Raw genomic sequence first — 17,756 nt, 5'->3', positions numbered from 1 at the left:
CCATACGCAAACGCACGGAATACATCGTTCAACGGCGCGTGAACGACACCTCGGCGGCGGCGGCCAGCAGATCGGCCGGCAGCGCGGACGAGGCGACCACCACCCGCTCGAAGCCCATGCCCAGCGCCACCACCCGCAAGCGTTCGCTGCTCACCACGGCAACCGCCTGGACAAGGCGCCGCCAGGCCGGCGCGATGAGCGCCCGATGCAGGTGATCGAGGGCCTCGGCGCTGGAAAGCAGGACCGCGGAACGGCGGGTGAGCTTCAGCAGCGGATCGATATGGCGGCGATCGATGCGCGGGGCGACCCGGTGGTAAACATGCACTTCATCCAGCACAGCCCCACGGGCCGCCAGTTGCTCGCGCAACACGCCGCGGCCGCCGGGAGCACCGATCAGGGCAACCCGTCGCCCCGCCAGCCTAGCCAGCTCGGGCAACGCGAGGACCCCTTCGCTATCTTGCGACGTTTCGGGGTACAGCACGTTGGCGACGCCCACGGTCCTGAGCGCGCGCGCCGTGCCACGGCCGACGGCTGCCACCGTGGCGCGCGTGGCCAGGGGCAGCACATCGGCAGCGAACCGCACAGCCGCGGGGCTGGTAAAGATCAGCAGATCGCCTTGCAGGGCCCGGCGCAGCGAGGCATCCACCGCACTGGCATCCTCGGTCGCGCGCAGCGACAGGCCCGGCACGCTCACGGGTATGCCGCCCAGCTTGCGCACGCGGCGGGCGAGCGGGCCCGCCGTCCCGGCGGGGCGGGTGATAACAACGGTAACGTTGCGTAGCGGCTGCGAACGACTCACGGGGTGCTTCCTGCAGGGGGGACCGACGCGGGGGACACGCGAGCATAGAAAACGCGGAGGACACCCGACCAATGCCGAAGGTTGGGGCAAGCCGTACGGATGCGAACGGTTGGGCGCGTTACGTAGACTCCCGCGTCTATGACCACGCCCGACCCGACTTTCGCCACCCTCGAACGCTTCATTCTCGACAGTATCCCCCTGGCGCGCGCCATGGGCATCCACATACCGGGCTGCGATGGCGAGCGCCTGGTGATGACCGCGCCCTTGCAGCCCAACATCAATGACAAGGGGTGCGCATTCGGCGGCAGCCTGGCCAGCCTGATGACGCTGGCGTGCTGGGCCCTGGTGGAAGCCAACCTGCGCCGTCGTGGCGACGATTGCGACCTGTTCGTCGGCGACTCGTCGATCCGTTATCTCGACCCGGTATGGGACGACCTCCGCGCCGAGGCCAGCCTGGCCGTGGGCGGCAGCTGGAAAACGTTCTTCACCACGCTCGATGCCCGTGGCAGGGCCCGGGCCGATCTGTCCTGCGTGGTTCCGGGGACGGGCGACAAGCCGGCCGCGACCCTGTCGGCACGCTTCGTGGCCAAACGCCGGGCATAATGCCCGCCGACGCCACGTTGGAAACTGCCATGCGCCGCTTCGCCCTGCCCTTCCTCGCCATTGCCTGTGCCGCCGCGCTGGGCGGTTGCGCCAGCGATGTACGCAACGATTCACTGACCCGCACGCTGAACCAGTACGCCTCGGCCATCCGCTGGGGCGACTACAACGTGGCGCAGTCCTTCGTGGACAAGGATTACGCCAAGGATCACCCCATGAGCTCACTGGAGCAGAGCCGGCTTGGCCAGCTCAGGGTGACCGGTTATGACGAAGGCGGCGGCCCGCGCCCGGATGGCGACGACGAGGTGGTCCAGACCGTCCAGATCAACGTGGTGAACGTGAATACCCAGGCGGAACGGAGCTTTGTCGACCAGCAGCGCTGGCACTACGACAAGGAGAAGAACCGCTGGACCCTGATGACCGGCCTGCCGGACTTCTCCCCGCACTGATCGCTATATAATCGACGGTTGACCCACGGGACGAGCAAGGACCCGATGAACGACGTACTGCACAAGTTGCCCGAGTTTGCGAGCAACCACCTGGCCCTCGTCGGCCTGTTCGTGGCCATCCTGGTGGCGCTGCTCGCCACGGAAGTCGGCACCCTCTTCCGCAAGTGGAAGGGCCTGACCCCGGCCGGGCTCACCCAGCTGATCAACCGCGACAACCCGCTGATCATCGATCTGTCGGCCAGCGCGGATTTCGAGAAGGCTCATGTCCCAGGCGCGAAGAACGTGGCCATGAGCCAGTTCGACCCGGAGCACAAGGACCTCGCCAAGGCGAAGGACCTGCCGGTGGTGCTGATCGACAAGGACGGCCGCACGCTGTCGAAGCCCGCCAGCCGTCTGGTCAAGGCCGGTTTCACCCGCGTGTTCGTGCTCGATGGCGGCACCTACGCCTGGCAGAACGCCCAGCTGCCCACCGCGAAGGGCAAGAAATAAGAAACGCCCCCTACAGGCCGTGAATCCCGGCACGGCCACGCAGGATGGCGGCCAATACATCCGGCGCCACGTCGAACGAGTCGTAGAACAGCCTGTCCTCGGGCAACTTTGCGTCGAGGAAAAGGTCCCGGCCGGCGGCGATCATGGCCGGTGGGCCACTCATGTAGAGGTCGAAGCCGGAAAGGTCGGGGTGATCGGCCAGCAAGGCCTCGTGGACCAGCCCCTCGCGCAGCCCCGCCGCCCGCGCCGCATCCGCATCGGATAGCACGGGCGTAAACGTGATCCAGGGCCGCTCAGCGGCCCAGCCGCGGGCCAGCTCGCCCAGGTACAGGTCTTCCGTGGTCCGCACGCCCCAATACAGGTGCATGGGCCGGCGCGTACCGAGCGCGATGAAATGCTCGACCACCGCCTTCACCGGGGCAAACCCGGTGCCACCCGCCATGAACAGCATGGGCCGCTCGGAATCCTCGCGCGGCACGAAGGTACCCAGCGGCGCTTCGATCATCAGGTGATCGCCCACCTTGAGGGCGTCGTACACCCACGAGGTGAAGCCGCCGCCCGGGACATGCCGCACGTGCAATTCCACCAGGCCATCGGGCCGCGGTCCACTGGCAATGGAAAACGGGCGGTGCTTGCCGTTTTCCAGCACCACATCGAGGTACTGGCCGGGAAGCCAGCGCAACGGCTCGCCCAGTGGTCGCAACCACAAGCCCACGACATCAGGCGCCAGCATGCGCCGCTCGGCCACTTCCGTTTCCACGCGCCTGTGCGGAATGTCCTCTACGGAAGCGATCTCGCGTGCCTGGATGGCGATATCGCCACACGGCACGGCCTGGCACATGAGGATGCCGTGGTGCTCCCGCGCCGAGGCCGACAGGCCCACCGGGGGGTTGTACGGATAGGCGCACTCGCCCGCAACAAGGGTGGCCTTGCAGCTGCCGCAGACACCGCCACGGCATGAGTACGGGAGAGCGATTCCCGCGCGCTGGGCGGCTTCGAGAACGGTTTCGTCGGCGGCCGCGTCAAAGCGCTTGCCGGAGGCGATCAGGGTTACGGTAGGCACCCGCCCATTGTAGGACAATGGGGGCTTTCCCATGGAACCGCGCCCACGATGGCCATCTGGAAGCAACCGCTCAACCTGGACCGCATCAACGGCTGGAGCCGGAACACGATGATGGAGACGCTGGATATCCGCTTCACGGCGTTCGGCGACGACTGGCTGCGCGGCACCATGCCGGTGGACCATCGCACGCAGCAGCCGTTCGGCCTGCTGCACGGCGGCGCATCGGTCGTACTGGCGGAAACCCTCGGCAGTTCAGCCGCCCTGCTCACGCTGGATGTGGAGAAGGAAATCGCGGTGGGGCTGGATATCAACGCCAACCATATTCGCGGCGTGCGCGGCGGCATCGTCACCGGTACGGCCAAGGCCGTGCACCTGGGCCGCACCACGCAGGTGTGGGAGATCCGCATCGAAGAGGAAACCGGCAAGCTGGTGTGCCTGTCGCGCCTGACCATGGCGGTGATCCCGTCGCCCGGTGGCGCGCCCGGGAACCTGCGCTCGTGACCCAGGCAGCGCCTTACGCGGCGCTGTCGCCCGACGTCGTGCTGGCCGCGGTGGACGCGACCGGTACGTGGAGTGACGGCCGCCTGCTCACGCTGAACAGCTATGAGAACCGGGTGTTCCAGGTCGGCCTGGACGATGGCGGCTTTGTCGTTGTGAAGTTCTACCGGCCCGGGCGCTGGAACGATGCCGCGATCGGCGAAGAGCATGCCTTCGCCCTGGAACTGGCCGCCGCCGAGATTCCGATGGTGGCTCCGCAGGTGTTCAACGGGCGAACCCTGCTGCGCCACGACGGCTTCCGCTATGCCGTTTATCCGCGCCGCGGTGGCCGGGCGCCTTCACTGGAATCAGCCGACCAGTTGGAATGGCTGGGCCGCCTGCTGGGGCGTATGCACGCGATCGGCGCGCGCGAGCCCTTCCACCACCGCACGACGCTGGACCGCGCCACGATGATCGATGGTCCTGCCCGGGCAGCACTCGGTTCGGACCTGCTCCCCGCGCATCTGTTCGATGCGTATCGCGCTGCCGTCATGCGCGTCGATGACGCGGTCTCCGGGCGTTTCGAAGCCGTGGGGCCCGTGCAGCGCCTGCGCCTGCATGGCGATTGCCACCCGGGCAACGTGTTGTGGACCGATGCCGGCCCGCATTTCGTGGACCTGGACGATGCGCGCATGGGGCCCGCCGTGCAGGACCTGTGGATGCTCGCCTCCGACGACGCCATGTTCGAGGCGCTGCTGGAAGGCTACGGCCAGTTCCGCGATTTCGACCCCACCGAGCTCGCGCTGGTACCCGCGCTGCGCGCCATGCGCCAGGTGCATTACGCCGGGTGGATCGCCGAGCGCTGGCACGATCCGGCATTCCCCGCCGCCTTCCCTTTCGCCGCCGAGCCGCGATGGTGGGAACAGCACATTACCGACCTGCACGAGGCCGCCGAGGCACTCTGAACGGCCGTTCGGCCAGCCGATAGCGCGGGCGGCCATAATGCGCCGTCCGCTACCTGGGAGTTTGCATGCATTCGTTCTTCACCCGCGTCATTGCCGTGTTCGAGATTGCCGGCGGCCTGTACGGCCTGGTGCGCCAGGTAGACCACCTGCTCGGATCGCGCATGAGTGGCCTGGATGCGGTGGTCACCGTGCTCGGCGTGCTGCTGTTCGCATTCATCCTGGTGGCCGGCGTGCTGCTGGCCAGCAACGACGCGCGCGGCACCCAGATGTCGATCTGGGCCCAGTTCCTGCAGGCGCCGCTGGTCGCCACGTCGTTCTTCAGCTACGCCCTCTCCTCGGGTGCCTATGCGAACCTTTCCATGACCCTGCAACGCTCACCGCGGCTGGGTTTTGACTGGGCGATCGCCGAGCACGGGTGGCTGCTGGCCCTGGGCGGGCCCTCCGCGGCGCACATCGGCATCAACCTGCTGGCACTGGTTTCCTGGCTCATCCTGCGCTTCGGGCGCTGAGGGCCGGTATCATTCACCGATGAATACCGCCGCAATCCCCCAGATCCAGCTTAAATCCGACCGCGTCCCCGGCCATCCGTGGGTGTGGTCCGCCCAGGTCCTGAAGCCCGCCGAGCGTATTCCGCCCGGCAGCGTCGTCGATGTGGTCGACGCGAAGGGCCGATTCGTGGGCCGCGGCTTCTGGAACGGCCACGCCCGCGTTGCCTTGCGCCTGCTCACCACGTCGCCGGATGAAGCCATCGACGCGGCGTGGATCGCGGCCCGGATCGCCCGCGCGGTGGATCTGCGCCGCCACCTGCTGCGCCTGGACGAGGTAAGCGATGCCTGGCGCGTCGTGCATAGCGAAGGCGATGGCCTTTCGGGCCTGGTGGTGGATCGCTACGCCAACCACCTGGTCGTCGAGTATTTCGCCGCGGGCATGTGGCGCTTCCGCGACACCATCCACGCCGAGCTGGAAAAGCATTTCCCGGGCGCATCGCTCTACTGGTTCGCCGAGCAGCACGTGCAGCGCCAGGAATCCTTCGACGTGCGCTCCAACGATGCACCCGCGGCGGTGGATGTGCACGAGCATGGCCTGGCGTTCCATGCGGCACCGGGCCTGGGGCACAAGACTGGCTTCTTCGCCGACCAGCGCGACAATCGCCGCCGCTTCGCCGAACTGGCGCGTGGCCGCCGCGTGCTCGATCTGTGCTGCAATGCCGGCGGTTTCGCGGTGCACGCCATGAAGGCCGGCGCGCTGGAAGCCACCGGTGTCGATGCGGACGCGGCGATCCTGGAAGTAGCCCGCGAGAACGCCCGCATGAATGGCGTGGAAGCACGCTTCGAACAAGGCGATGTCTTTGAGTGGCTGCGCGCGGCCATCGCCCGGGGTGAAACCTGGGATGCGGTGGTGCTTGATCCGCCCAAGCTCACCCGCGATCGCAACCAGGTGGTCAACGCGCTGAAGAAGTACTTCGCCATGAACCGCACGGCGCTCGATGTGCTCGCGCCTGGCGGCATCCTGCTCACCTGCTCGTGCACCGGCCTGGTGGGTGAGGACGATTTCCTCGAGATGATTCGCCGCGTGGCGCTCAACGCCGGGCGTGATATCCAGATCCTTCACGTGGATGGCGCTGGCGCCGACCATCCGGTAGCGAGCAACGTCCCCGAGAACCGCTATCTCAAGGCAGCATTCTGCCGGGTGGGCTAGTGCCTGACGGCGCGTTCACCGCGCCTTGATCGCCGGCCGGCACACACTGCCGGCCATGTCCCGACGACCTCCTGCCGATGCCCTCGTGGTGGCAACCGATGAGCGGGCCCACGCGAAAGCGGCGGGCCTCGTTTACGTGTGCGATACCGACGATGGCATCACCCGGTGCAGGCGCGGCAAGAGCTTTCAGTACATCGGCATCGATGGCAAGCGCGTCACCGATGAGGAGGTGCTGACCCGGATTCGCTCCCTCGCGATCCCGCCTGCTTACACGCAGGTATGGATTTGCCCCCATCCGCGCGGCCATTTGCAGGCCACTGGCAGGGATGCCCGGGCGCGCAAGCAATACCGCTACCACGCAAAGTGGCGCAGCGAGCGTGACCGCGGAAAGTTCACACGGATCCTCGAGTTCGGTGCCGCCCTGCCCGCGTTACGCCGCCGCCTGCGCAAGGACCTCTCGCTACCGGGGCTGCCCCGCAACAAGGTATTGGCGCTCGTGGTCAGCCTGCTTGAAGAAACCATGATCCGCGTGGGCAATGACGCGTATGCACGGCAGAACCACTCGTTCGGACTGACGACGCTGCGCTCCCGGCATGTGGAGGCGCGACGTGGGCGGATCGAGTTCCACTTCCGCGGCAAGAGTGGGCAGTGGCGTGACGTCGTTCTGGATGACCGGCGGCTGGTCAAGGCGGTGCGGCGGGTGCAGGAGCTTCCCGGCCAACGGCTTTTTCAGTATGTGGATGACGAGGGCCAGCGACAGCCCATCGATTCGGGCATGGTGAATGATTACCTGCGGGACGTGACGGGCGGGGAATTCACGGCGAAGGATTTCCGTACCTGGGGCGGCACGGTCCAGGCCGTCGCGGTGCTTGCCGCCACGCCCATACCCCATGAAGGCGGCGAGCGGGCGATGAAAGCGGCGCTTGCGCAGGCTGTGAAGGATGTGGCGGCGGTTCTCGGCAATACCCCTGCGGTTTGCCGCGCCTCGTATATCCACCCGGAAGTATTCCTGGGCTGGGCCGATGGCGAATTGCACCGCCAGGTTGCCCCGGTTGGCCCGCACCAGCCGCGCAAGTTGGAAGCGCTGACCCTGGCTTTCCTCCGCCGACGACTGCGTGCCGGCAAGCGCTCCCCATGAGGCATATGGACGGCTATAGTGCGCGCACGGGGTTCGCGTTCGATCTTGCAGGGGTTTTGGAAACGATGTGGCGGTGGAGTGTGATTCCCGTGCTGCTGGCCTTGTGCGTGGCCAGTTTTTCCGTGGGCGCGCAGGGCGCCCCCACGGCACCCCCGCTCGTGCCGGTGGATGCGCAGACCCACCGCGGGGTGGTGGACGATACCTGGATCATCGCGCCACGGCGCCTGGCCGATGCCACGCTCGAGGCCGTCAAGAACTACGCCGACGAGGGCGACATCGCGGCGGGCGTATCCCTTCGCTACGGCATCGACCATGCCGAGTGGGTGATCGCGGACGTGTTCATCTACCCGGCCGGCCAGGGTGATGAACCAAAGATGCTTGCGCAGGCCGTGCAGGATTTCCGCGAATCCGTAGCATTCGCGGAGCGCCAGGAAATCTACCGCAACGTATGGTGGGGCGACGAATCCCCCTACACCGCGAAGCTGGCCGGTGGTCGCCACCAGGATGGCCGCTTCCTGCCTATCGTGTTCGACGCGCAGCGCGACATGCTCACCTCGCGCACCTACCTGTTCTATCGAAAAATGTACTTCGTGAAGGTGCGCCTAAGCACCACGGTGGAAGCGGTGGATTCGCTCACCGAGAATGCAGACCGGTTCATCGCCAGCCTGCTCGATGGCATCGACATCATCAGCGTCGGCAGCTGCGGCCGCAAACTGGACGTGGTGGGGCTGGATGGGGGGCAGTCACCGCCTGCCGATATGCCGGACGGGGTAAGTCCTGATGGCTACCGCGTGGCGCTGAAGACAACGAAGGCCGGAACCCCGGTCTACGGCCCGCAGACAACGAAGACGATGGCACTGGCACTGAAGCGCCAGGTGGCCACCGGCTGCACGACGCTGCAGTACAACCCACCGCTGGAAGACGATAACCGGACGGTGCTGCACCTGCAGTTCAGTGCCGATGACTGGGGCGCCTCCGCGCACCCTTCGAACTGAAGCGGCCGGGACGCGTCCCACGCCCCGGCCGCTGCCGGGCAGTACCCGGTGGCCCACCCCTATCCGAGAGTGAACCACCGGGCTACGACGACCCGCGCATGATGCGGTGTCATCGTGCTTATTGGCTATGGAAGTATTCTGAAAAACGCGTCGGATTAATCTGGCACGAAGTCATCCAGCGTCACGGTCACCCTGTGGCCGTTCGCCATGCCCAGCACGACGCGATCACCCTGTTTCGCCCGGTCGAAACGGTCGCGCAAACCCCAGTTGCCCAACGTCGCCGCTGGCACCCCATCCACGCTGAGGATGGCGTCGCCAGCGCGGATGCCTGCTTTCCATACAGGGCTGCCGGTCATCACCGTAGCGACCGTGAAACGATCCGCGGAGGCCTCCTTGCGGGCGGCACGCATGCCGGGTTCGACGTGCGCGGGCGAAGGCGCGGTGCGCGGCGCGAGGTACATGGCGCCGCGGCGGTAGTTGACGTTGACGAGAAACCGCGAGAGCACATCCTGGCCGATGTTGCCGGCCTCGGAAACGTTGGCCGTCGCGCCCGCATGGGGCGGCGTCAGCTGCACCAGGTATCCCTTCACGCTGACCGGCCCGATATCGAGCTGGCGCGAACGCGACAGTCGCGAGACAAACGCGCCGCCCACGCCGCCACCCGCCGCGATCGGGAGGCCCTTGCGATACCGGTCCAGTAGGCCGCGCCGCTCTGCCCATTGCGGAAACACCAACAGGTAGCCGCTATTTCCCGTATCGATACCGAACACGCCAGGCTGACCATCCAGCGCGCCATCAACGACTGGCATATCGAACGTGAAGCGCAGCGGCACCGGCTCCCCGGCGCCTGGCAATGTGGGTTGCAGATCGAAGGGCACCAGTGAAAGCTGGCCGCGATCGTAGTCGAAGGTGGTGGCGAAACGCTCGAAGACCTCCAGGCCCAGGATCCCGGCAATCGGTTCGCGCGCACCGCGATCTGAAAAACCAAATCCAAAGGGCATGATCAGGAAGGTCTGGTCGGCGATGCTCGCTTCGCCCAGCCCAAGGTTCTTCACCTTCGCATAGGTGATCGACATCGAACCCGGGCCGGATCCGGTGCTCACGCCCTTACCCTGCCCCTGGATGCCCAATGCCCTGGCGGCAGCCTCGGTGAGGATCGCGTGGCCACCCGTATCGAGGATGAAGGGCATGGGCTTGCTGCCGTTGATCGATGCCTGGACCAGCAAGGCACCGCCCTCGAGAAGCATGGGAACCGACGCGACCCTTGCCGTGCCGCGTATCGTCACGTCTCCGGGTAACGCGGGGGGACGCGCCAACGAGGTCGCCAGCGTGCCCATCGACGGCGATGTGTACGCCGTAATCGTCACGGTTTCGCGGCTGTCTTCCGTGCCGCTGTCGATCGTCGTTGTGGTGTCCACGCGATACGGCAACGCCACGCCACCCGTATCCCGGTAATCCGCGAACTCGCGCGTCGCGGTGAGGAACGAGGTTCGCCAGCTGGCGCGCACGAGCTGCCCTGTGGTCTGGTCGAACCACAGGGTTACCTCCCGCCCGCCCTCCGGTTTCGCCACCGTTCGGCGCAGATCCATGCCGCGCTCGCGCGTCACCACCGATGGCCCCATGGCGACGCTATTCGTGTCGAGCCAGCCGAAGCGCAGTAGCCACGCCTCGGTGATGGCCACGGCCTTGGCTTCATCGGAATCCAGTGGATGCACGCCACCGGACATATCACGGTGCCAGCGGCCCGCCGCGTCGGCACCATCCGCGTAGGACCGGGCGGGGTGCGTCACATCGATACGCCAGGCCCCGCTTACCGGGTCGATGGTTTCGTGCCAGGCGCTGTCCAACCCTTCGCTGGACAGCGTGCCCCGGGCGTCGAGCGCACCAGGCAAGGCATTTCCGGCAGCGCTCGCCACGGCGGTGAGGCTGGCCAGCGCAAGGAACGTCAGGATGCGGTGCATTGGGGGGCGCCTTTGCCTGGGTCTGGGCCGATTCTAGAAGGCCTGCCGGCTATGCCTATCGGCCAGATGGTCGGGTATATGGCGCGAACCTACGAAATATCTCAAACTCCGCCCGCGGGACCTTCAGGGGAGGCAGGTCCGCGCCGGCGTCACGTACCAGGGGGTATGCGGGCCGCCACCACGCTTCCATGTCGCCTGCAACCGGCCCGCCACCGTGCCGGCACGGTCGCATGCGCTTATTTATCGAGGGAATCGCAATGAATCGTCTATGGAAGCACGGCATGGTCGTGGCGTGCGTCGCCAGTATCACCGCGTGTGCATCGATCACCGGCGGCCGCTACCAGAAGGTGGATGTGCACAGCCAGACATCGTCCGGCGTACCCATCACCGGTGCGTCGTGCGCGCTCACCAACAACTACGGCACCGTGAACGTCACGACGCCTGGCACGGCGAAGGTCCACCGCTCCGCGACGCCGCTTTCGGTGAACTGCACGAAGGAAGGCTCGGTCGTCGCGCAGCAGGTGTTCCCCGCCTCCATCCGCGGCATGGTCTGGGGCAATATCCTGATCGGTGGCCTCATCGGCATCGTCATCGATTTCTCGAACGGCGCGGCGCACCACTACAACAACCAGTTGCAGGTGCTCGGCACCGACGCCGGTGGCGTCGCCTCCGCGGCCACGCTGCCGGGTTCGCCCATGGCAGCGGCGCAGGCCGTCGATACGAAGCCCGCCACCGAGGCGCCCATCCCGGCCGACGCGCCGCAGCCGCATGAAGCGCAGATCGCGACGGCGCTGCCGCCGGGCGGCATGGCCAGCCTGGATCCGCGCGTGGGCAAGTCCATGTTCAACGCCGCGCAGGACGTGGCAGCCATCCAGCAGTGTGACCGCGGCATCCGCGTGCTCGAAGTGGACGGCCAGCATGCCGTGTTCTTCACCCAGTGCGACGGCCGCGCACAGAAGCTGCATATCGAGTGCAATGGCGCGGAATGCGTTCCGCTGTTGCCCCCGCAGAGCTAAGCGGCATGGACGGTGGCGAGCCCAACGGCTCGCCACCGTCGTACACGGATCGGGGTCAGCCGGCCACGCCCACCACGCGCTCCCGGCTCCACGCGCGCCAGCCCATGGCGGCCAGCACGACGAAACCCGCGTACAGCACCGCGGTAATGGGCAGCGATTTGTACACGTACTCACCCACGTAGATCACATCGACCGCGATCCATAGCCACCAGGCGGCGGCGTGACGGCGTGCCTGCCACCACTGGGCGACAAGGCTGAATGCCGTCAGTGCCGCATCCAGCCACGGCAACGATGCATCGGTCCAGCGATGCATGGCATAGCCGAGGGCGAGTGCGGCGGCCGTGCCGACAGCGAGGTGCAACGTGGCGCTGCGCGTATCCAGTGAAGCGACGCGCACATGGCCACTGTCATCCAGGTTGCGCAACCAGCGGTGCCAGCCGTAAAGGATGAGCAACGCGAAAACGACCTGCAGTAACGTATCGGAATACAGCTTCGCGTCCACGAAGATCCACGCGTACGCGATGACCGAGACCAGGCCCACCGGCCAACACCACGGACTGCGCCGCGCGGTAAGCCATACGCCTGCCGCGCTCACGATCGCGGCGGCCAGCTCGAAGAACGAAAGCTCAAAGTTCATACGTCACCGACAACCGGGCGAGCCGCGGCATGCCGGGGAACAGGTAGCTATCGCCGCCTGAGCTGCCCGTGTCGCGCCAGTAGAAGTGATTGAAGACATTGTCCACGTTGACGCGCCAGGTCATCGCATGGCCGCTGAGCGAGGTGGTGAACCGCAGGCCTGCATCGAACACATGGTAGGCCGGTACGCGGGTGGCGCCATCGGGTGTGGCCACGTTGCTGCTGGCATACCGCCAACCGCCCAATACGGCAAGGTTCGGCGCAAACGGCAGGGTGTAATCCGCGTAAACCGCCGTGCGGTAGCGCGGCACATTCACCACCTGGTGATCCTCGTACGACGGCGTACCGGTGTTCTCCGCACGAGCGCGAATCACGTTGGCGCTGGCCGTGAGCCGCAGGTTGTCGGTGACCCGGCCGGCGAGGTTCAACTCGACACCCGTGTGCACTTCCTGCCCACGCTGCACGAACGTAAACCCTTCGGCGGTGTTATCCGGTTGCGCGAACTGGTACGGCTGGCGGATGCGATAGACCGCTGCCTGCAGGTCCAGCGCGTCGCTGACCGCGTACTTCACACCGGCTTCCAGTTGGCGCGAGTGCAGCGGCGGCAGGGTCGTGCTTCCGTTGGAAGTCCAGTACGGTGCTTCGCGCCCGAGCGAGAGCCCTTCACCGTAGCTGACGTACGTGGTTAGTGCCGAAGCCGGCTGCCACAGGATCGCGGCCTGCGGCAGTGTCTTCGTCATGCGCGTATCGCGCTCGAGCACACCGCTGTCATCGTAGGCACGCTCATGCAGCTTCACGAATCGCGCGCCCGCCAGTACCTGCCAGGTGTCCGAAAGGTGGACACGATCGATCGCGAAGAGCGTGTGCTGCCAGTCGGTCAGGCGCCGTTCGGAGGGGCCGGGCTGGTTGGGCGACGAGGGAAATACCGGAACCACCTGGTCATCGATGTTGGCGGTGCCGACATAGTCATACACATACGCGCGCTGGTCGACCGTCCGGCGAAACGCGGTGGTGCCTACGTTGAGTTCATGATCGATGCCGCCCGTGGCGAACGTGCCCGTCAGCGACGCGCGTACTTCATCGTTCTGCCGGGTATCGTCCGGGCTACGGTAATCGTACACATCGTAATCGCCGTTCGGCGCGAAGAAGTACCCCGGCGTGACGCCGCTGGCACACGATTCGGCATAAAAGCAGCCGTAGGCGAACGCAACGTTGTCGTCGATCACGGTGTGGCTGTGACCCGCGGAGACCTGCGCGTTCCACTGGTCGCTGAAACGGTAGTTGAAGCGCAGCGTGGTGTTGCTGGAGTCGATGCCGACGGGTCGTTGCCAGGGCTGGTAACCCAACAAGCGTGTACGGCTGGGGTGCTCGGGAATCGCCGTGCCACCCAGCAACTGGTAGCCGGATACCGAGCGTCCGCCGCTGGTCTGGTAGTCCGTATCCAGCAGCAGGGTGGCCTGGTCGGTGATCTTCCAGTCCGCCGAGATCGAAAGGAAACTGCGGCGGGCATCGGTATGCTCGACCACGCCATGCGTACGCTCGTGGGCGGCGTTCACGCGCACGCCGAACGTCGGCGTGAACCAGGTGCCAAGGTCCAGTGCTTCGTACGCCGAACCATGTGAATCGGTACCGAGGGTCACGTTGCGCACCTCGGCCGGGCGCTTGCTGACGTAGTTCACCAGGCCGCCTGGCTCCACGACGCCGGCCTCCAGGCCGCCAAGGCCCTTCAGCACTTCCACGCGTTCCTTGCCTTCCAGCGCCATCAGCTGCTCGGCCGACATGATCATGCCGTTGAAGCGAAAGCCCGTCGCGAGATCGAGCGGGAAACCACGGATCGACACATCCTGGTAATAGCCCGCCGGCGCGTAGTTGTCGTTGATCGCCGCGTCACCGCGAACGAGTTCGCTCAGTGAGCGCGGCTGGCGGTCATCGATCTGCGCACGCGTGATCACGGTGATCGCGGCGGGCGTGTCATGCAGGGGAGCACTGCCGAAGCTGCCGAACGTATCCAGCTGTGTATCGGCTGCCTGGTACCCGGCAGCGGTGCTGGCATGCACGTCGATCGACGGCAGCGTACGTGCCTGTTGCGGGGCATCGTCGGCCGCTTGGGCGGTGGCGGCGAGCGAGAGCACGGCAAGGGCGAGCGGGGTGCGGATCAGGGTCATGGTCGTCTTCGTGGGGAACGGACGAAGCGACGGCGGGCACGGATTGCCCCCAAGGGGCAGGATCCGTGACTCTGCAAGCTCCCTACGCCGGTACTAACCGGGTCAGGTTCCAAGGGACTCTCTCAGCCTGGCAACGCCAGGCACCCCCGCTTCAAGACGTCTATTGAACCACGAATCCGCCGCCGGCGTGGCGGATCTGCTCCCGCAGGCGCTGGCCGGGTGGCGTGGCGAACCATGCGGCGTGCCCGTGCAGGAACGTATGCCAGGCCACGTCGGCGTGGTCCCGGCGCTGGGTAATGCCTTCGAAGTACTCGACCTCGGACAGCGCGAAATCGACGTGGACGATCGGCAGCAGGTTAGCCAGTACCGCCAGATCATCATCGCTGAGTGGGGACACGTGGTGGTAGCCCGCGATCAGGGCAAGCGCAAGGTCGACGCGGCCGATCTCGCCCTGCGCGATATCCAGCCACGCGATGGCGTTTCGCTCGATCGCCGTGGCCAGGTCGTACAGCGCGAAGGTTGCGGCGCTCAGCCCAAGGTCGAGCACATCGGTGATCTCGGCATCCTCGCCCGCATCGCTCCAGCAAAGGTTGGAGACGTGCCAGTCGCCGTGGGTCCACAGCCGGGGTTGGCGGACGATGCCGGCGTGCGCAGCGGCGTGCCATGGCGCCAGGGTGTCACGCAGTTCGCCGCGCCAGTCTCGGTCGCGCAGATAGGCCGCCAGGGCCGGCCGGCTTTCCAGCTGCTCGCCGATAGCGGTGACCGGATCAGCAGCCGAGATGATTTCCGCCCGTGCGACGAGGATGTGGGTCGTGCGCTGGGGCGCCTTGTAACCTGCGGCGGCCTGGTGGACGCGCGCCAGCATCCCGCCCGCCACCCACGCGTGCCGCGATCCGCCGGCGGGCGACCAGGAGAACGCATCGCGGTAGATATCAGCCCCGTGCGCCGGCGCGTGCACTTCGTACACCCACGCCCCGCGCCCCATCGCTGTCTGTCCTGTGTCGTCAGGGTAGAGCGCCGGTACCGGGACGCCGCGCGCCCGTAGCCGCCCGGCGAAGCGGTGCTCCTCGCTTAGCGCATCCACGGTCCGTACGCTCGCGTGGTGCCGTTTCACGAACACCGTGCCAAACGCCGTTTCCACCAGCGCCGCGGCGGATAGGGGGCGCGGCGATCGCCAGCGGATCGCCCGCGAAGCGCCAGCGCGCGGCACGCGCGCCAGTAGCGTCGCCACTTCGTCGTCGGTGAGAGCGGGCCAATCGGGCGGCAGCTCGTCGCCGGCCAGGCCGTGTGCAAGATGGGCATCGTCGATCATCGCCGCAGTTTAGCGGCGCCGGCACTGGCCACCGAAGGATCAGTCGCCGACCAGCGAATCGACGATGCCGTCCTCGACCCAGCTACGCAGCAGCGCACCGGCCTGACGGGCGGCCGTATCGGGCTCGTGCAGGCGGGTCAGGGCTTCGCACATCTCGCCGAACGAGGCGCCAGCCAGGGCCAGGTCGAGGCAAGCGCACTCCGGCGCGAGCATGCTGGTAAAGCGGGGCGAGAAGTCGCGGCGCCACACACGCACCCCGGCATCGACATCGAAGATTTCAGCGGCGGGCGGCATCCGCTCGCTGGCCAGGGCGTGCCAGATAGCCGCGGCATTGCTGCGGGTCCAGCGGAAGCGCAGCGTAGAAACGAAGCGAACCTCCACCGCTTCCCAGTCCGCCGACACCAGCCCATCCAGCCCGATCGGCCGACTGTCCGGGCCTGACAGGGTACGTCGCAGGTGCCAGTCCAGCCAGGCAAGCTCGGCGATCTCGGGGTCGGCAGGGTAATGCCCGTCCAACCAGGCGATATAGCTTTCGCCGTAGGCATCCAGGGTCCAGGAATCCGGCGGCGTAGCCGCCACGTAGGCCTCGGCCAGCTCATCGAAGACCCCGTCGCCAAGCCACAGGCGGGTTTTCGCGTAGGTATCGCGCAGGGAGGCAACCAGCTGGGACCGGTACTGGTTGGTGTACACGGCCATGCCACGGCCATCCAGGCCCTCCACGGCCGGCCCACCACGGAGCGTCGATGCGAAACGGGTCTGGAGGTCGCGAAGATTCATGGCCGGACGGTAACACTGCGTATGTGCAGAAACTGCGTGGTCCGCCACGCCTTCCCGACCGGAATGCTATTTCGGCAAATCTTCGTCGTGGCGCTGTATTCCGCCGAGGGACTGCCGCTATATCATTTACCAAGAAAGCGTCAGTCGTAACGGGACTCTTCCCGGCGGCGGCTTTTTCGAACGGCCGCCCCGGCGGCATCGAGGATGGCAGTGAGTACTTCACACAGGGATCCGCTCGCCTGGGGCCGCTATCTGGCGGTCGCGGGCGCGTATGCCGCGTGCTACGAGCTCACCCGCAACATCTCCTTTTCCCACTGGATGCTCCCCGCCGGCCTGCGCCTCGCCTGCCTGTTGCTGGTGCCGCGGCGGTACTGGGCCGCTTTGGCGGTTGGCGAAACGCTGCCTATCGCCGAGATGGCTGCCTTGCACGCCACCAGCTTCGGCGTCCTGTGGGCCTGCATGGCGGCACTGCCGCCCATCCTCGTCTGCATGCCCGCGATGGCCTGGCTGCGTAGCCGCTATACCGTGGTGCGCCCCGACGGCCAGGTGAACATGGGATACATCCTGGCGGCCACGCTGGTCTGCGCGGTGATCACCACGGCGGCCAATGCCCTGGTCCTTTCCACGGTGAGCATGGCTGACGGATCGCCGGCCCCGGCGATCACACTGCCATTGATGCTGGCCTGGGTCCTCGGCTGCTATCTGGGGGCCCTTACCCTCACCCCGTTGATCCTGGCGGTTCGTGAGCGGATCGCCCTGCTGCCCCAGCGCACGGTGACCTGGCTTGCCATACGCCAGAGCCCCCTGCTTCGCGATGCCCTGCTGTTCGCCGCCCCTTGCCTCGGCCTGCTGTTGCTGGTGGCTGGTGGCGCGGGGGAAGACGATGGCCTGCTGACCTGCGTCCGCATGGGCATGGCGGTACCGGTCATCGCGCTTACCTTGCGCCACGGCTGGCACGGCGCCGCCGTGGGTGGCATGTTGGCAAGCGTGGCCCAGGCCAGCACATCGTTCCACCTGCAGGACCCGGCCATGATCCGCTCACAGGCCGTCCTTGCGTTTGTCGCGACGACGGCCCTGATTTTTGGGGTCCGCATCGCCCATCGCGTCGCCGCCGCGCGCCTTGCCGCCCACCCGGGTGTACCGGTGCCCGCACCCGCCCCGACGCCATCCCCGCACCGCTGAGGTGGAAGAGCGTCGCCGGGCATCACCCGACGAC

Annotated in this window: 18 protein-coding genes and 1 riboswitch; of the genes, 11 read left to right on the top strand and 7 right to left on the bottom strand. The window is 66.8% G+C overall.

Translation table 11 applies throughout. The annotated features are described in order from the left end of the window. Positions 1–28: 28 nt before the first annotated feature. Entirely contained in the window at positions 29–799 is a 771-nt protein-coding gene (locus L2Y97_RS02600) for a uroporphyrinogen-III synthase (protein ID WP_247432602.1), read from the bottom strand. 138 nt (positions 800–937) lie between these two features. Between L2Y97_RS02600 and L2Y97_RS02595 the strand changes: the two genes are divergently transcribed. Genes L2Y97_RS02595 through L2Y97_RS02585 form a run of 3 tightly spaced genes read left to right on the top strand, consistent with a single transcriptional unit; the run spans position 938 to position 2,337 of the window. Continuing rightward, a complete protein-coding gene (locus L2Y97_RS02595; RefSeq protein ID WP_247432600.1) occupies positions 938–1,402 on the top strand; it encodes a YiiD C-terminal domain-containing protein in 465 nt (154 codons plus the stop codon). Positions 1,403–1,431: 29 nt separating this feature from the next. Continuing rightward, on the top strand, positions 1,432–1,848 hold the full coding sequence (locus L2Y97_RS02590) for a hypothetical protein (RefSeq protein ID WP_247432597.1): 417 nt from the start codon (positions 1,432–1,434) through the stop codon (positions 1,846–1,848). Positions 1,849–1,893: 45 nt separating this feature from the next. Beyond that, positions 1,894–2,337 carry a rhodanese-like domain-containing protein gene (locus tag L2Y97_RS02585; protein WP_247432594.1) on the top strand — a complete coding sequence of 148 codons (444 nt, stop codon included), beginning with the start codon at positions 1,894–1,896 and terminating at the stop codon, positions 2,335–2,337. 10 nt (positions 2,338–2,347) lie between these two features. Here the strand turns inward: L2Y97_RS02585 and L2Y97_RS02580 are convergent, their stop codons facing one another. After that, positions 2,348–3,400: a 2Fe-2S iron-sulfur cluster-binding protein gene (locus tag L2Y97_RS02580; RefSeq protein ID WP_247432591.1), complete on the bottom strand. Its 1,053-nt coding sequence runs from the start codon at positions 3,398–3,400 to the stop codon at positions 2,348–2,350. A gap of 48 nt (positions 3,401–3,448) precedes the next feature. Here L2Y97_RS02580 and L2Y97_RS02575 point away from each other — a divergent pair, with 48 nt between their 5' ends. The 6 genes from L2Y97_RS02575 to L2Y97_RS02550 all read left to right on the top strand — a co-directional run bounded on the left by L2Y97_RS02575 (position 3,449) and on the right by L2Y97_RS02550 (position 8,673). Then, a complete protein-coding gene (locus L2Y97_RS02575; RefSeq protein WP_247432588.1) occupies positions 3,449–3,901 on the top strand; it encodes a hotdog fold thioesterase in 453 nt (150 codons plus the stop codon). After that, on the top strand, positions 3,898–4,842 hold the full coding sequence (locus L2Y97_RS02570; protein WP_247432585.1) for a serine/threonine protein kinase: 945 nt from the start codon (positions 3,898–3,900) through the stop codon (positions 4,840–4,842). Before L2Y97_RS02575 ends, L2Y97_RS02570 begins: the two co-directional genes overlap by 4 nt. A gap of 65 nt (positions 4,843–4,907) precedes the next feature. Continuing rightward, positions 4,908–5,351: a hypothetical protein gene (locus tag L2Y97_RS02565; protein WP_247432582.1), complete on the top strand. Its 444-nt coding sequence runs from the start codon at positions 4,908–4,910 to the stop codon at positions 5,349–5,351. A 19-nt stretch (positions 5,352–5,370) separates the two neighbouring features. After that, positions 5,371–6,540 (top strand): class I SAM-dependent rRNA methyltransferase, encoded by a 1,170-nt coding sequence (locus tag L2Y97_RS02560; protein ID WP_247432579.1) that lies wholly within the window; start codon positions 5,371–5,373, stop codon positions 6,538–6,540. 55 nt (positions 6,541–6,595) lie between these two features. Beyond that, positions 6,596–7,678, top strand: a complete 1,083-nt coding sequence (locus tag L2Y97_RS02555; RefSeq protein WP_247432577.1) for a DNA topoisomerase IB — start codon at positions 6,596–6,598, stop codon at positions 7,676–7,678. 80 nt (positions 7,679–7,758) lie between these two features. After that, on the top strand, positions 7,759–8,673 hold the full coding sequence (locus tag L2Y97_RS02550; protein WP_247432574.1) for a hypothetical protein: 915 nt from the start codon (positions 7,759–7,761) through the stop codon (positions 8,671–8,673). Between the two features lie 155 nt (positions 8,674–8,828). Here L2Y97_RS02550 and L2Y97_RS02545 read toward each other — a convergent pair whose 3' ends face one another. Further along, positions 8,829–10,634 carry an aspartyl protease family protein gene (locus L2Y97_RS02545; RefSeq protein WP_247432571.1) on the bottom strand — a complete coding sequence of 602 codons (1,806 nt, stop codon included), beginning with the start codon at positions 10,632–10,634 and terminating at the stop codon, positions 8,829–8,831. 257 nt (positions 10,635–10,891) lie between these two features. On the opposite strand from L2Y97_RS02545, the gene L2Y97_RS02540 reads away from it, so the two are divergent. Continuing rightward, entirely contained in the window at positions 10,892–11,650 is a 759-nt protein-coding gene (locus L2Y97_RS02540; RefSeq protein WP_247432569.1) for a hypothetical protein, read from the top strand. A gap of 55 nt (positions 11,651–11,705) precedes the next feature. Here the strand turns inward: L2Y97_RS02540 and pnuC are convergent, their stop codons facing one another. From pnuC to L2Y97_RS02520, 4 genes are all read right to left on the bottom strand, one after another. After that, positions 11,706–12,287, bottom strand: coding sequence for a nicotinamide riboside transporter PnuC (gene pnuC, locus L2Y97_RS02535; protein WP_247432566.1), 582 nt, complete (start codon positions 12,285–12,287; stop codon positions 11,706–11,708). Beyond that, positions 12,277–14,451, bottom strand: coding sequence for a TonB-dependent siderophore receptor (locus L2Y97_RS02530; protein ID WP_247432563.1), 2,175 nt, complete (start codon positions 14,449–14,451; stop codon positions 12,277–12,279). The genes pnuC and L2Y97_RS02530 overlap by 11 nt, the downstream gene beginning before the upstream one ends. A 62-nt stretch (positions 14,452–14,513) precedes the next feature. Next, a riboswitch (TPP riboswitch) is annotated at positions 14,514–14,609 on the bottom strand. A gap of 2 nt (positions 14,610–14,611) precedes the next feature. After that, the gene (locus tag L2Y97_RS02525; RefSeq protein WP_247432560.1) at positions 14,612–15,763 is read right to left on the bottom strand and encodes a phosphotransferase enzyme family protein; all 1,152 of its coding nucleotides are present in this window, start codon (positions 15,761–15,763) and stop codon (positions 14,612–14,614) included. Positions 15,764–15,802: 39 nt separating this feature from the next. After that, a complete protein-coding gene (locus tag L2Y97_RS02520; RefSeq protein WP_247432557.1) occupies positions 15,803–16,540 on the bottom strand; it encodes an HvfC/BufC N-terminal domain-containing protein in 738 nt (245 codons plus the stop codon). Positions 16,541–16,750: 210 nt separating this feature from the next. On the opposite strand from L2Y97_RS02520, the gene L2Y97_RS02515 reads away from it, so the two are divergent. Then, positions 16,751–17,722, top strand: coding sequence for an MASE1 domain-containing protein (locus L2Y97_RS02515; RefSeq protein WP_247432554.1), 972 nt, complete (start codon positions 16,751–16,753; stop codon positions 17,720–17,722). Positions 17,723–17,756: the final 34 nt, after the last annotated feature.

Source organism: Luteibacter aegosomatissinici (assembly GCF_023078495.1).
GTDB classification, from domain to species: domain Bacteria; phylum Pseudomonadota; class Gammaproteobacteria; order Xanthomonadales; family Rhodanobacteraceae; genus Luteibacter; species Luteibacter aegosomatissinici.
The sequence above is the reverse complement of the archived record's forward strand: the minus strand, read 5'-3'. Positions and strand labels throughout refer to the sequence as shown.

Coding starts and splice junctions, on each gene's coding strand:
- L2Y97_RS02595 (WP_247432600.1), top strand. CDS start 938: ATGACCACGCCCGACCCGACTTTCGCCACCCTCGAACGCTTCATTCTC.
- L2Y97_RS02590 (WP_247432597.1), top strand. CDS start 1,432: ATGCGCCGCTTCGCCCTGCCCTTCCTCGCCATTGCCTGTGCCGCCGCG.
- L2Y97_RS02585 (WP_247432594.1), top strand. CDS start 1,894: ATGAACGACGTACTGCACAAGTTGCCCGAGTTTGCGAGCAACCACCTG.
- L2Y97_RS02575 (WP_247432588.1), top strand. CDS start 3,449: ATGGCCATCTGGAAGCAACCGCTCAACCTGGACCGCATCAACGGCTGG.
- L2Y97_RS02565 (WP_247432582.1), top strand. CDS start 4,908: ATGCATTCGTTCTTCACCCGCGTCATTGCCGTGTTCGAGATTGCCGGC.
- L2Y97_RS02560 (WP_247432579.1), top strand. CDS start 5,371: ATGAATACCGCCGCAATCCCCCAGATCCAGCTTAAATCCGACCGCGTC.
- L2Y97_RS02555 (WP_247432577.1), top strand. CDS start 6,596: ATGTCCCGACGACCTCCTGCCGATGCCCTCGTGGTGGCAACCGATGAG.
- L2Y97_RS02545 (WP_247432571.1), bottom strand. CDS start 10,634: ATGCACCGCATCCTGACGTTCCTTGCGCTGGCCAGCCTCACCGCCGTG.
- L2Y97_RS02540 (WP_247432569.1), top strand. CDS start 10,892: ATGAATCGTCTATGGAAGCACGGCATGGTCGTGGCGTGCGTCGCCAGT.
- pnuC (WP_247432566.1), bottom strand. CDS start 12,287: ATGAACTTTGAGCTTTCGTTCTTCGAGCTGGCCGCCGCGATCGTGAGC.
- L2Y97_RS02530 (WP_247432563.1), bottom strand. CDS start 14,451: ATGACCCTGATCCGCACCCCGCTCGCCCTTGCCGTGCTCTCGCTCGCC.
- L2Y97_RS02525 (WP_247432560.1), bottom strand. CDS start 15,763: ATGATCGACGATGCCCATCTTGCACACGGCCTGGCCGGCGACGAGCTG.
- L2Y97_RS02520 (WP_247432557.1), bottom strand. CDS start 16,540: ATGAATCTTCGCGACCTCCAGACCCGTTTCGCATCGACGCTCCGTGGT.